Here is a 13,694-nt window from a genome sequence, read left to right as displayed (position 1 = left end):
TCGCATGAGCCAATCCGTGCTCCAGCAGATGATTGAGGTTGCCGCACCTATCCTTGATGCGTTGTACGACGGAGTCGTAGTGATCGATAAGGCGGGGATTGTTCGGTATGTAAACGAAGCGAACCGGCGGATCACCGGACTCGCACCGGAAGACGTGCTGGGACAGTACGTGACAGATGCCGTTCCGTTTTCCCGTCTGCTGCACACGTTGAAAACGGGAGAAGCACAGACAGGGGTAAAGACGAAAGTGCTGGACAGAGAGGTCATATCCAATATCACGCCGCTTGCCCATCGAGGCAAACGAATAGGGGCGCTGTCGTTGTTTCGGGATGTGACGGAACTGCGGCAGCTAACGGAACAATTGCAGGTAGCGGCGGAGACGATCCGCACCATGCAGGTGCAAACTTTTGAACCAGATGGCGTGCTGTTTGGCCGCCATCTCAAACGGGAACAGATGTGGCGGCTCGCGCAAAAAGCGTCGCTAATTCCCTCGCCTGTGCTGCTGATCGGGGAGAGTGGGACAGGAAAAGAAGTACTGGCCCGCTACATTCACGCTTCGAGCGAGCGCAGGGAGAAACCGTTTCTGGCGGTAAACTGCGCAGCGATTCCAGAGTCGTTGTTGGAAAGCGAATTGTTTGGTTATGAGGAAGGGGCATTTACGGGAGCGAGAAAAGGAGGGCGTCCAGGATTATTCGAGATGGCAGAAGGAGGGACGCTGTTCCTCGATGAGATCACAGAAATCGGGATTCACCTGCAGGTGAAACTGCTGCGGGTATTGCAAGACATGAGAGTGATGCGGGTAGGGGGCAGGATGGAGCGAAAAACAGACGTGCGGGTGATCAGCGCTTCCAATCGCGATGTTTCCAGTATGGTGCAGGAGGGTACATTCCGCCAGGATCTGTACTATCGGCTCGCTGTTTTCCCGATACAACTGCCACCGCTCCGGGAGACAGGCGAAGATATCCGCCTCTTTACCCAATTCTTTTTTGAGCGAGCCAAACAAAAGCTGGGCCGCCCCCATGTCGTACTCTCCAAAGAAGCGCTGCTCCACATCGAGCAGTATCATTTCCCCGGCAATTTTCGTGAACTGTCCAACCTGATGGAACGGGCGGTAGCCGTTTGCGAACATGATCGGATCAAGGTGGATGATCTGTCCCTGCAGCAGCTATCCAGTCCTGGTAGTCCGCCCCTTGCAGGAACTGATGAACCGATTCGGACATTGGCGGAAATGGAGGCTGCCTATATCCGGTATGGGTTGCAGCGATCCGTCACACGCGGGGAACTGGCCAAACAGCTTGGCATATCCAGATCGACTCTCTATCGAAAGCTGAAAGAGTATGGACTAGATGGTCTTGATGTTTCGAAATGAGACAAAAATAATACAATGAAGCTCCCGTTTTAAGGTTCGCTCGTTTTCGAATCGTGTGCTGCCGATCGTTCTGTTTCCTGGAAAGTGGCTATGATCGATGGAAGGAAAAGAATACAATCTCCCGTGCCATCCCTCTTTTTTTACAGCCTCTAAGCGGAATGTTCCGCTTTTTTGTTTCATAATGAATCAAAAAAGGTTTTTGGTGTTCTATTATAGGACATGTGAATGAAAGTATTGGTTAGAGTAGGGGCCCTAACATAGAAAAGGGCCTCTCTTTTTCGGGGAAAAACGATTGGCGCAGCAGAACCTCCATCGGCCCTCCCCAATTCTCGCCATGGCATTGGCACGCGGATTGCTACCCATCATAAGCAGGTAGAAGGAACTGTGAATACCGAGGAGGCTGAGTGATGGAAAATCATTATCGTGCGGAGCCATACAAGATCAAGATGGTGGAGCCAATCCGGCTGATTCCCCGTGAGGAGCGGATCAAGCGGATCATCGAAGCGGGTTACAATCCCTTTTCCCTGCGCGCGGAAGATGTCTATATCGACCTGTTGACCGACAGTGGAACGGGAGCGATGAGCGATACACAGTGGGCGGGCTTGATGATAGGAGACGAGGCGTATGCCGGCAGCCGCAGCTTTTACCATCTGGAACGTGTCGTCCAAGAGCTGTTCGGGTATCGCTACGTGATTCCTACCCATCAGGGGAGGGGAGCGGAACAGGTGCTGTTTCCGCTGCTGCTCCATACCCCTGGTCAAATCGCGATCGGCAACATGCACTTTGATACAACCAAGGCACACATAGAACTGGCCCGTGGGTGTGCGCTCAACTTCGTCGTCGAGGAAGCGTTCGATACCGACTCTCTCTATCCGTTTAAAGGCGATTTCGATCTGCAAAAACTGAAGACTTATCTGGATGCCACCCCGCGTGAGCAGATCGGGTTTATCCTGATTACAATCACTTGCAACAGTGCTGGAGGACAGCCCGTATCGATGGCCAATATCCGTGCGGTTAGTAAGATGGCGCGGGAGAGAGGACTGCCGCTCTTTTTTGACGCTGCCCGTTTTGCGGAAAACGCTTATTTTATCAAGCAGCGGGAAGCGGGATATGCGGACAAGAGCACCGAGGAAATAGTGCGAGAAATGTTTTCTTACGGCGACGGGTTGACGATGAGTGCCAAAAAAGACGGGTTGGTCAACATGGGCGGCATGATTGCGCTCAAAGAGGATGAAAACCTGTACCGGCGGATCCAAGCGATGGTCGTCCCGTATGAAGGATTCCCCACTTACGGTGGCTTGGCCGGACGCGATATGGAAGCTTTGGCCCGCGGCTTGCGTGAAGTGATTGAGGAAGCTTATCTGGCTCATCGGATGGGACAGGTGGAACGTTTGGGACGTTGGTTAGACGAGGCAGGCATCCCCATCCAAAAGCCGGTAGGCGGTCATGCCGTATTTGTCGACGCCAAAAAGTTCCTGCCGCATATCCCATTCGATCAATTCCCTGCCCATGCGTTGGCAGTGGAACTGTACGTAGAGGCAGGCGTGCGCGGGGTGGAAGTAGGTTCCTTTTTATTGGGGCGTGATCCGGAAACCGGAAAAAATCTGCAGTCGCCTGTTGAGTTCCTGCGGCTGACCATCCCTCGGCGCGTCTACACAGACAACCACCTGCGGGTGGTGGCTGACGCCCTGATCAGCATTTACAAGCGGCGGGAGCAGATCAGCGGAGTACGTTTTACTTATGAGCCCGACATTCTGCGTCACTTTACTGCCAGACTGGAGCCGGTATCGGGGGACGCCTTCCCTGGTGAGGAGACGAACGAGTAGAGAGTAGAGTCTTGATAGAGATGAAAGAATTCATTCTGGCCTTGCACTTCAGTTGTATTGTACGCTATTCACAGTAGGGAATTCATAGGGTGGTTCCGTACAGAGGCAGCGAGCTGTTGAGGCTCGCTGTGATGGTTTGGAGGTGAAACCATGGAAAAAGAGAAATGGTTTGCAGTAGCGATTGGGGGACTGGCCGTATCGATCTTGATCGGCTCATATGTCATCGCTGGTGCGCTTGAGCAAGTAGCACGGGCTCGCTATGGGGATGACAGCGGGCAAGTGGCTCAGGCGATCCGTAAGTTGGCCGATGTAACAAGAGAGGTCGCCAGCAGTAGAGGTGGGCAGCGGGACAACGTGCAAGGGGATAAGGAATACATGTACATGAGTGATGCTGCCCAGTATCTTGGCATGGACTACAAGGAATTGTCGGAGTTCGTGAATCGAGCAGAGTTGGGCATTCCCTACATTGCCATCAATAACAAGTATATTTTTTATAAGGATGCCCTTGACGACTGGCTGAAAGATGCCCGGATTCACATCAGTATGCGATAGACCCCGGCATAGGACAGCCGGGTTTTTTCCCCTAGAGGGGCCCTTTCACTCCAATTCGACAGAAAGATCGCTGCTCACAATCTGATCTCAATCAGCCGACCAGCCGTCACTGTCAAACCACATCCCTCGTACGTCGTTATCGATCGCTTTTCGCACGTAAGGAAGACGATCCCTGCCTCTTCATACGCCTTTCTGGTTGCTGCATTCACGACCTGTTCATCCCCGTCGAGATGACCGAAAAAGAAAGCGGCTCGCTTGGTTGACGCGAGCCGCTTTGATGATAATATGCTTACTTCTCGTACTGGATCAGCACTTGTTTGACTTCATCGATCCAGATCACTTCTGCGCCCAACTGCTCGCTGACAAAACGCAGCGGAACGTAGAGGGAGCCGTCTTTGATTACGCTAGGCTGCGGAAGCGTGACGGTTTCACCGTTCACTTCTGCCGTGCTGCTGCCATTGGTCAGGACGATGCGAACATCGTCTTTTTCAAAGATAGCCGCTTTGGTCTCAGCGTCGAAGCTGATGTCAGCTCCCATCGCTTCCCCGATAAAGCGGAACGGTACCATGGTCGTCCCGGTTTTCGGATCTTGGTACGGCTTCACGTCAGCATGCGCTTCACCGTTCAAAGTAGTCGAGTTCTCGTTGAGATCGAATACGATCATCCCGGTTTCCTTGTTCATTTCTTGTACGATCGCGTACAGGAAGCCGTCTTTATTCAGGCCTTCTACTTCTTTTTCTTCGGTCAATTGCTCGATCGAGATAGTGTCTTCCTCATCCGGATAGGTAAACGAGGTGGCTTCACCGTAATTCCAGATGTAGCTGTCACTCTCAAGGCCGAGTTTTACCGGAACCGAGAGTTCCCCGCTAGGATCTTCAAAAGATACTTCGATGGTGCTGGTGGTGCGGACAGGCAGCTTGTCGTCGTTGATGTAGTAATCCAGCTCTACTTCCAGCGACTTCAGCCCTTCTTCTTGTGCCATTTCCACCATTTCGTCAACCGTGTAGGTTTGTTCCAGGGTGTCTACCATCGTTTTCAGCTGCGCCAGACCTTCGTCTACCATCTCTTCGATGTGAGCCTTGCGATCTTCAGCTGGGAACGGCATTTCTTCGCCATTCGCTTCGGCAAACTCACTGATCGCTGTCATCAGATCGATGGCAAAGCTGCGAACTTCTGGGTTGGTCGTAGCATCTTTTGCCGTATAGAGGAAGAGGTTAATCAGCTCTTTCGTATCCAGTGTGATGGAGACGTGGGTTGCCTCTACCTCATCGCCGTTCGGCAGGGTTACTGTTTCTGTGCCGAGATTCTCAGCGTCAGACAGCTCGAAGCCGTATTCAGCGACGTACTTCTTCAAGAAGTCGATCATCAGCTCATTTACTTTTTCCTGGAAGGCTTTTGCCTCTTCCGGATCGATACCGGATTGGTCCATTTCATTTGGATCGATCGCGATGTACTTCTCATCAATCGGAGACTTCAGATAAGTCGTGTTGGTATCGAGCAGCAGTTCCAGCGCTGCTTTGTCGTCTCCTGTCCACAGCCCTTTTTCACGAAGCAGACTATCGTCATTTGCTTCCAATACCAGTTTTGCGCGGTTGAGATCAAGCTGTGACCCACGAATGGTCAGACCTGCCTCGATCGCGTCCAGTACCGCTTGAGCCTCTTCGTCCACTTCTTCGCCGGACAATTCGAGCAGTTCGTCGATGTTGCCGGTCAGTTTCAGCGTCCCTTGGTAGTCGTAGTTTGGATTTTCTACCGATTGGACGACAGCATCACGTACGAGTGACGCCTCTCCTGCGCACCCTGCGAGCAGCAGCATGGCAGACAGGAGTAGAATGATTCCCTTCTTCAAAAACATCTGGTACACCTCTTTCTTGTTTTCGTGCCATTAGTTGGCTGCGCCGAACGCGGAACAGCCATGAGCTGAATGAACACCCACATGTGTATACGTTACAACATGCGGAAAGTTTCGGGAAAGAGAAAATAATCAGGGATGGCAAAAATACCTAGCAATTCATGATAAGATAAAAGAACAAGCGCGAACGAATTCTGCTGCCTCAAAGAGCAAGAAAGGACGAAGCAACATGTGGAAGTGGATTGTACAGCTATGGAAAAACTTAATGAGCGAAGCGGAAGGGGAACAACGCCCGCCTGATCTCTCCTCGCACGCTGTGAAGCCGCGATCTCTGGAGGCTCGCTCCAAAAATATTTATCCCAAAGACCGGAAGAGGCGCCGATCCTCACCCCCGGAGGAAGAGCGGGGAGCGGAGCGGCGTGGGCAGTTTCGGTTTCCTGTCATTCCCGATCAGCCGAAGCGAACCTCGCGGGGGAGTGACGATCTGCCGGCTCCATACGAGCTGTTCGCCCAATCGACGACGCGCCGAGAACAGGACAAAGAGGGAGTTGCAAGTAAAGAGCAGCCTGCTTCTCAAGCAGAAGTCCCACCGTCCAAACGATGGGAAAACAAAGAGCAGGTGAACGAGTCGAACCGGGAACGGTCGAGGGAGCAAAGGACGCCAAAAGCGGAACGTCACAAAGAAAGCGCCAGTTTGGAAGCGACAGAAATCATTTCTCCCATATACGGCAGGATCGATCCCAATCAACGACGTGTTTCGGACGATCCGTCCCGTAACCAGTTCCATCAGAGCGAGCAAGAACACTCGGAGTCAGATCCGCTGCGAGATGAACGGATGGCAGATGTGAACAGCGGCGATGAGCAGGAGAACGGATCTGCCGCCGTTGAAAAGGCATCTCCGGCTGCAGTAGATCTGACAAATCGGTGGGAGCAGTCGGCAGTAGAAGAAAACAAGCCAGAAGAAAACAGCAGGGGAGAGCGCAGTCCAGAGGAGGGCACATCAGGAGAGCACATTGACAGCAAAGCAACCAACTTCTCCCCATTCTTGCCACGAGAGACCGGTGCCGACGCACAAGCGAACCAGCTCAGCGATGAACGGAACGGGTCTTTGCAAGGAGAGGCTAGGAGCAGATCATATCATTCTGAGGAGACTGACCAAGCCGAGGAGACTGACCGAGTGGTGGGCGCGGCTGCGGAGTTGGCAGTCTCTTCCGAATTGGGAACGAACGCGGATCACGACCCAGATGATGAGGCGGCCGTCACACTGGATGCGGCTCCAACGTCTTCTTGGTCCGCTACTGGACAGGAGATGACCAAAGAGCTGTGGTTGCAGCAGCATCATAATGAGGAACGGGAACGAATGGAAGACCAGGTGCGATCGGAGCAAACCCGCCCATCCATGCAACCCGTGGCAGGCCCGTCGTTTGCCCGTACGGTCACACCTTCAAACGTGCCGGACAGGATGTTTGGCAGAGCGGCTGAAGGGCGGCAGGAAACTTACCGCTACCCTCCGCTTGACTTGCTGCAATCGCCGCCGCAGTTGGAACAAGCAGATGAGGAGTCAACGAGCGAACAGAGACGGCTCTTGGAGGAAACGCTGGAAAACTTCAACGTTCAGGCACAGGTTGTGGGGATTGTCCGCGGGCCCAGCGTGACCCGTTTTGAACTGCAGCCTGCGCCCGGGGTAAAGGTAAACAAGATCACCGGACTGTCCGACGATATCAAGTTGAGCCTGAGCGCCAAGGATATCCGCATTGAAGCGCCGATTCCCGGACGAAACGCGGTCGGTATTGAGGTACCCAATCGCAAAAGCATGCCGGTCTATATCCGCCAAATCATCGAGTCTGCTACCTTCCGCGAACATCCGTCACCTCTGGCAGTGGCACTTGGCATGGACATCGGCGGTGAGGCGATCGTCGCCGACATTAAAAAAATGCCGCATGGGTTGATCGCTGGGGCGACGGGTTCCGGAAAAAGCGTCTGCATCAATTCAATCATCGTCAGCCTGTTGTTCAAAGCAAGTCCAGATCAGGTCCGGCTGCTGCTGATCGATCCCAAGATGGTAGAGCTGGCACCGTACAATCACCTGCCGCATCTGGTCACACCTGTCGTCACCGATGCCAAGCAGGCGACTGCCGCGCTGAAGTGGGCTGTAGAGGAAATGGAGCGGCGCTATGCGCTGTTTGTGGACGCTGGCGCTCGCGACATTGAACGGTACAACCGCGTTGCGGAGGAGGCTCTGCCGTATATCGTGATTATCATTGACGAGCTGGCTGATCTGATGATGGTCTCACCGCAGGATGTGGAGGATGCGATTATCCGCATCGCGCAGAAGGCCAGGGCGTGCGGGATCCACCTGCTGCTGGCCACACAGCGGCCATCTGTTGATGTCATCACCGGCAACATCAAAGCAAACGTGCCGACCCGACTCGCGTTTGCTGTCTTCTCCCAGATCGATTCGCGGACCATTCTGGATCAGTCTGGCGCGGAGCGGCTGCTGGGGCGCGGCGATATGCTGTTCCTGGAGAGCGGGGCAGCTCCAGTCCGTCTGCAAGGCAACTTCGTGTCCGACGATGAGATCGAGCGGATTACCGAGTTGATCAAGCGACAGCGAAAACCAGACTACCTGTTTACCAAAGAGGAGCTGGAACAATCTGTTCAATCCTATGATGCAGGGGAAGATCCACTCTATTTTGAAGCGCTCGTTCATGCGGCGGAGCAAGGACAGGCTTCCGCTTCAGCGCTGCAGCGTCGTTTTCGAATCGGCTACAATCGGGCGGCCCGCCTGATCGAAATGATGGAGGCTGATGGGTACGTATCCGGCCAGAGCGGGGGAAAACCGCGTACGGTTTTGATTTCTCCGGAGGATGCCAAAGCACTGACAGAAGGGACGAGCCTGTTTTAGGCGGTGCCGAATGTACGCTCTTTTCCCGGTTTGACGCATCAGATATGTTAAATTAACTGGTTTTCAAGTATACTTAATAGTAAAACCACATTTCAGCTAGTGAAACGACACGGGGAATCTTACCTTCATTCACATGACGCTGCTCGAAAGCGGGGGAGAGTTGTGGAAGAACAAAAGTCGACCGTACGGGCTGTTGAACGGGCACTGGACATTTTGCTCTGCTTCACAGAGACCACCGAACTGGGATTAAGCGAAATCGCCAACCGCATATCCCTGCATAAAAGCACGGTACACCGTCTGCTCGCTTCATTGGAGGGGAAGGGGTTTGTGATCCGTGATCCGCAAACGGAAAAGTATCGGTTGGGATTCCGCATCTGGGAATTGTCCGCCAATATGTCCCGCTCCGATGATCCGGCGCAAATCCTGCTGCCGGAGATGGAGAGGCTGCGTGATCTGGTAGGAGAGACGATCAGCTTGTACGTGAGCGACAATAAAGAGCGGATCCGCATCCAGGCCGTGCAGAGCAACCAAGCGATTCGCCGCGTCGCTCCCGTCGGTGCACGGATGCCGCTGGCCGTTGGCGCTTCCAGCAAGGTACTGGTCGCTTATGCCGACGAAGCGACACGGGCGGATATTTTGCATGACCCTGACTGGCCGGATACGGTAGATAAGTCTGCCTATGTAGAGCAGTTGGAAGAGATACGTAGCTTGGGCTATGCCACCAGCGTGGAAGAACGAGAACTAGGAGCAGCAGCGGTCGCGGCGCCGATTTTTAACGGATTCGGGAAGATCGTGGCTGCTCTGGCAGTATCGGGTCCATCCAACCGCTTGACGATGGAGAGAATGAAAGAAATCTCTGGACCGGTGATGGAAGCGGCTTGGAGAATGGGCAAGATGATCAAGTAGGATGGCGAGCGCAGCGGGAATGGCGGTCGTTTTGATTAGGCTGGTGTTATGATCAGTGGATATTTGGTGAGCTTGTTCTAAGAGTGGATATGTCGTCGATCCCTAGTAGCGTCGGAAACCCGGGGGATCGACGACATTTTGTGTGTTGGAGGAAAGATGAGAAAGATGAAGTATAGTGGAGGGAATCTATGGCTTTTCCATCTTTAGGTTTTCGCAGATAATGAAAAGCAGGAGTGTGACAGGGGTTGGAGAATCCTATTGTTGTCGGGGGTTTTTGGGGGTTGTATCGTACCTATGAGGAATTGAAACACCTACTTGGTGCGCGATATTCCCAATCTATCGAAAAGGTTGTATCGTACCTATGAGGAATTGAAACGTTGAAACTTCCGGGTTTCGAGAAACTGCGCGTCCTCCGGTTGTATCGTACCTATGAGGAATTGAAACAGTTGATTGAACCAATCAACCAAAGATTGCAACGTGGGTTGTATCGTACCTATGAGGAATTGAAACCTTTCTCGGCGTTCATTCGATAATATTCAGCCGATTTCGGTTGTATCGTACCTATGAGGAATTGAAACTCGGTCTTGCGCTTAGCTGTCAGTGTATCCTCCGGGGTTGTATCGTACCTATGAGGAATTGAAACTGATCAAGATAACTCGTCCTATAGTCCCAGTTGGTGGGGTTGTATCGTACCTATGAGGAATTGAAACGGCAACCGAATGAGATCGCACGCCTCCGCGCGGAAGGGGTTGTATCGTACCTATGAGGAATTGAAACACGTTAAGTCGCCGCCATTTCCCGTCAATTGCCGCGGTTGTATCGTACCTATGAGGAATTGAAACTAATAGTACTGAGGGCACACCCGGAGTAGTGACGTGGGTTGTATCGTACCTATGAGGAATTGAAACTTGTATAGAACATTTTCCCATCCATCAAACCATATGGTTGTATCGTACCTATGAGGAATTGAAACTCACGCAACCACAAAGGCCTGCCCCTCTGATCCGTCGCGGTTGTATCGTACCTATGAGGAATTGAAACCGTCTCCGCTGGTGTAGTCATCGATAACCTCCGGAGTTTGTAATCGTACCTATCAAGAATTAAAACCGAAGTGCCGATATAACAAATCGTAGCGGTATGAAAAGTGTTTTTGATCCTCCCCCAAGAAAGGGTTTGCTCAGAAAAAAACTCACCAAAAAAGCCCTTGGCCTTGCCTACCGGCAAAACCAAAGGGCTTTCGTCATGTGCGAACGATTGGATTCCTACCCTGGCTTTCTAGCCTGAACGCCACTCCCCAATTGTACGGTGCCCCCAACAAGGGACCGACGTCCACTCCACATAGAAGAAACGGCGGTTCCCCGCCGTTCTCCTGTCACTCTATTCCCGTCAATCAGCCTACTGCTACCGGATTCTCATCCATCAACTGACGCAGTACCGTTTGCAGGATACCGCCGTTTTTGTAGTAGTCGATTTCCACGGTGCTGTCGAGACGGACGATCACGTCGAATTCAAACGTGCTGCCGTCTTCGCGGGTTGCTTTTACTTTTGCTTTTTGGCCCGGCTGTACGTCATCGCCAAGACCGACGATGTCAAATGTTTCTTTGCCGGTGATGCCAAGCGATTGCCAGCTTTCGCCGTTGGCGAACTGCAGCGGCAGGACACCCATGCCCACCAGGTTGGAGCGGTGAATCCGCTCGTAGCTTTCAGCGATGACCGCTTTCACGCCGAGCAGGAAGGTACCTTTTGCCGCCCAGTCGCGGGAGCTTCCTGTCCCGTACTCTTTGCCGGCGAGGACAACCAGCGGCGTGTTGTTGTCTTGATAGTTCATGCAGGCATCGTAGATCGACATCACTTCGCCTGTCGGCAGGTACGTGGTGACGCCGCCCTCTGTGCCCGGTGCCATTTGGTTGCGGATGCGGATATTGGCAAACGTACCGCGCATCATCACTTCGTGGTTACCGCGACGGGCACCGTAGGAGTTGAAGTCTTTCCGTTCTACTCCTTTTTCCTGCAGGTAGAGACCGGCCGGACTGGTTGGCGCGATGTTTCCTGCCGGCGAGATGTGGTCGGTTGTTACCGAATCACCAAGCAGGGCCATTGATTTTGCACCTTTGATGTCAGCGATATGGCCTACTTCGTCGCTCAGATCCTTGAAGAACGGCGGCTCTTGGATGTAGGTGGACTTTTCGTCCCACTCGTACAGATCGCCAGCCGGTGTCGGGATCTCGTTCCAGCGCTTGTTGGCCGTAAAGACGTGCTCGTACTCGGCACGGAAGAATTCTGGGTTCATCGCTTTCTTGGTCGCTTCTGCGACTTCTTGCGGTGTCGGCCAGATGTCTTTCAGATAGACGGGCTGACCGTCTTTGCCGGTTCCGATTGGCTCTTTGGTCAGGTCGATGTCCACGGTACCAGCCAGTGCATAGGCGATGACCAGCGGCGGCGAAGCCAGGTAGTTGGCTTTTACCTGAGCATGGATACGCCCTTCGAAGTTGCGGTTACCCGAAAGCACCGCTGCTACCGTCAGATCGTTGTCAGCAATCCCTTTGCTGATCTCGTCCGGCAGCGGACCGGAGTTGCCGATACAAGTGGTGCAGCCGTATCCCACGGTATGGAAGCCGAGTTGGTCGAGATATTCCTGCAGACCTGCGTCCCTCAGGTATTGGGTTACGACGCGGGAACCTGGCGCCAGCGAACTTTTTACGTAAGCAGGTTTAATCAAGCCTTTTTCTACGGCTTTTTTCGCTACCAGTCCTGCACCCAGCATCACGCTCGGGTTGGATGTATTGGTACAGGAAGTGATCGCGGCGATAACCACGGAACCAGTTTTCAATACGCTCTTTTCGCCGTTCGGGTGAACCACTTCCGATTGGGCGGCGATTTTATCTTCGGACAGACCGAAACCGCCTTTCTCAATCGGGGTGCGCAGGCTGTTGTTGAAGGTTTCCTTCATCGCAGTCAGTTCGACACGGTCTTGCGGACGGCGAGGACCAGCCAAACTAGGCACGACGGTGGAGAGATCCAGTTCGAGCGTCTCGCTGAAGACCGGATCCGGAGTGTCGTCCGTACGGAACAGACCTTGTTCTTTGGTATAGGCTTCTACGAGTGTGATCAACTCTTCACTGCGGCCAGTCTGACGCAGGTAGTTGAGTGTCTCGGCGTCAACCGGGAAGAAGCCCATCGTAGCACCGTATTCCGGAGCCATGTTGGCTACTGTCGCACGGTCAGCCAGTGAAATGCTTGACAAGCCGGGGCCGTAGAACTCGACGAACTTGCCGACCACGCCTTTTTTCCGCAGCATCTGGGTAACGGTCAAAGCCAGGTCGGTCGCAGTCGCTCCTTCGGACAGCGTACCGGTCAGCTTGAAGCCGACCACTTCTGGTGTGACGAAGTAGAGCGGCTGGCCGAGCATGCCCGCTTCTGCCTCGATACCGCCGACACCCCAACCGACTACACCCAGGCCGTTGATCATGGTGGTGTGAGAGTCGGTTCCTACCAGCGAGTCAGGGAAGGCCACGATTTCGCCATTTACTTCACGGGTGGCCACGACGGTAGCGAGGTACTCCAGGTTTACCTGGTGAACGATACCGGTCGCCGGAGGCACGGCACGGAAATTGTCAAACGCCGTTTGCGCCCAGCGCAAGAAGCGGTAGCGCTCTTCGTTGCGTTCGAATTCCAGATTCATATTTGTTTCCAACGCATCTGCAGAACCAAATGCGTCAACCATCACAGAGTGGTCAATAACCAGATCGACTGGTACCAGCGGGTTAATCCGTTTCGGATCGCCACCTTTTGCTTTCATTGCTTCGCGCATGGCAGCCAGGTCAACCACGGCGGGAACACCGGTGAAGTCCTGCAGCACGATACGAGCAGGCATCAGCGGTACTTCGCTGTTGGCGTCACGTCCCTCGGTCCAGTTGGCCAACTGCTGTACATGCTCTTTGGAAATCGCACGACCGTCAAATTGGCGAACGGCAGCTTCCAGCAGTACCTTGATCGAGAACGGCAGCTTGGAGACAGGGCCAATCCCCTTCTCTTCCAGCCCCTGCAGTCGATAGTAAGCGTAGGAGCGATCTCCTACTTGCAGCGTCGATTTCACTTGATAAGCGTCTTTGTTCGACAAATCGATCACCCTCCTTGTTCATCAAGCAATGATAGAGGAAACGAGAGTGTTTCATCAGATGAAACCCGGTTTCGTTTCTTTGCTATGGCTTCATTATACTCGATATGTGCTTCGTCTACCATAGTCTTTTCACAAAATCGCAACAAAAAGTTTCAAAATCTCAC

General features: G+C 53.3%; 8 protein-coding genes and 1 CRISPR repeat array. Of the genes, 5 read left to right on the top strand and 3 right to left on the bottom strand.

What is annotated here, in order from left to right:
* The first annotated feature begins 4 nt into the window (after positions 1–4).
* From LOK74_RS14870 to LOK74_RS14860, 3 genes are all read left to right on the top strand, one after another.
* Positions 5–1,369 (top strand): sigma-54 interaction domain-containing protein, encoded by a 1,365-nt coding sequence (locus tag LOK74_RS14870; protein WP_230042816.1) that lies wholly within the window; start codon positions 5–7, stop codon positions 1,367–1,369.
* A 407-nt stretch (positions 1,370–1,776) separates the two neighbouring features.
* On the top strand, positions 1,777–3,195 hold the full coding sequence (locus LOK74_RS14865; protein WP_230042815.1) for a tryptophanase: 1,419 nt from the start codon (positions 1,777–1,779) through the stop codon (positions 3,193–3,195).
* A gap of 150 nt (positions 3,196–3,345) precedes the next feature.
* Positions 3,346–3,747 (top strand): MerR family transcriptional regulator, encoded by a 402-nt coding sequence (locus tag LOK74_RS14860; protein ID WP_230042814.1) that lies wholly within the window; start codon positions 3,346–3,348, stop codon positions 3,745–3,747.
* A gap of 74 nt (positions 3,748–3,821) precedes the next feature.
* Here the strand turns inward: LOK74_RS14860 and LOK74_RS24090 are convergent, their stop codons facing one another.
* Together LOK74_RS24090 and LOK74_RS14855 are read right to left on the bottom strand one after the other, a co-directional pair.
* Positions 3,822–3,956, bottom strand: coding sequence for a hypothetical protein (locus LOK74_RS24090; protein ID WP_255679458.1), 135 nt, complete (start codon positions 3,954–3,956; stop codon positions 3,822–3,824).
* Between the two features lie 80 nt (positions 3,957–4,036).
* The gene (locus tag LOK74_RS14855; protein WP_230042813.1) at positions 4,037–5,602 is read right to left on the bottom strand and encodes a copper amine oxidase N-terminal domain-containing protein; all 1,566 of its coding nucleotides are present in this window, start codon (positions 5,600–5,602) and stop codon (positions 4,037–4,039) included.
* 226 nt (positions 5,603–5,828) lie between these two features.
* Between LOK74_RS14855 and LOK74_RS14850 the strand changes: the two genes are divergently transcribed.
* Positions 5,829–8,504 (top strand): DNA translocase FtsK, encoded by a 2,676-nt coding sequence (locus tag LOK74_RS14850; protein WP_230042812.1) that lies wholly within the window; start codon positions 5,829–5,831, stop codon positions 8,502–8,504.
* Between the two features lie 162 nt (positions 8,505–8,666).
* Positions 8,667–9,410: an IclR family transcriptional regulator gene (locus tag LOK74_RS14845; RefSeq protein ID WP_230042811.1), complete on the top strand. Its 744-nt coding sequence runs from the start codon at positions 8,667–8,669 to the stop codon at positions 9,408–9,410.
* A 279-nt stretch (positions 9,411–9,689) separates the two neighbouring features.
* Positions 9,690–10,451: direct repeats of the CRISPR family, unit length 30 nt; unit sequence GGTTGTATCGTACCTATGAGGAATTGAAAC.
* A 349-nt stretch (positions 10,452–10,800) separates the two neighbouring features.
* On the opposite strand, the gene acnA is transcribed toward LOK74_RS14845, so the two are convergent.
* Complete coding sequence (acnA, locus tag LOK74_RS14840) at positions 10,801–13,530, bottom strand: aconitate hydratase AcnA (protein ID WP_230042810.1); 2,730 nt, start codon at positions 13,528–13,530, stop codon at positions 10,801–10,803.
* Between the last annotated feature and the right edge of the window lie 164 nt (positions 13,531–13,694).

The sequence above is a fragment of the Brevibacillus humidisoli genome, assembly GCF_020923435.1.
In the GTDB taxonomy this organism is placed as follows: Bacteria; Bacillota; Bacilli; order Brevibacillales; family Brevibacillaceae; genus Brevibacillus_E; species Brevibacillus_E humidisoli.
Note: the sequence above shows the minus strand (reverse complement) of the source record. Positions and strands in the feature narration are given on the sequence as shown.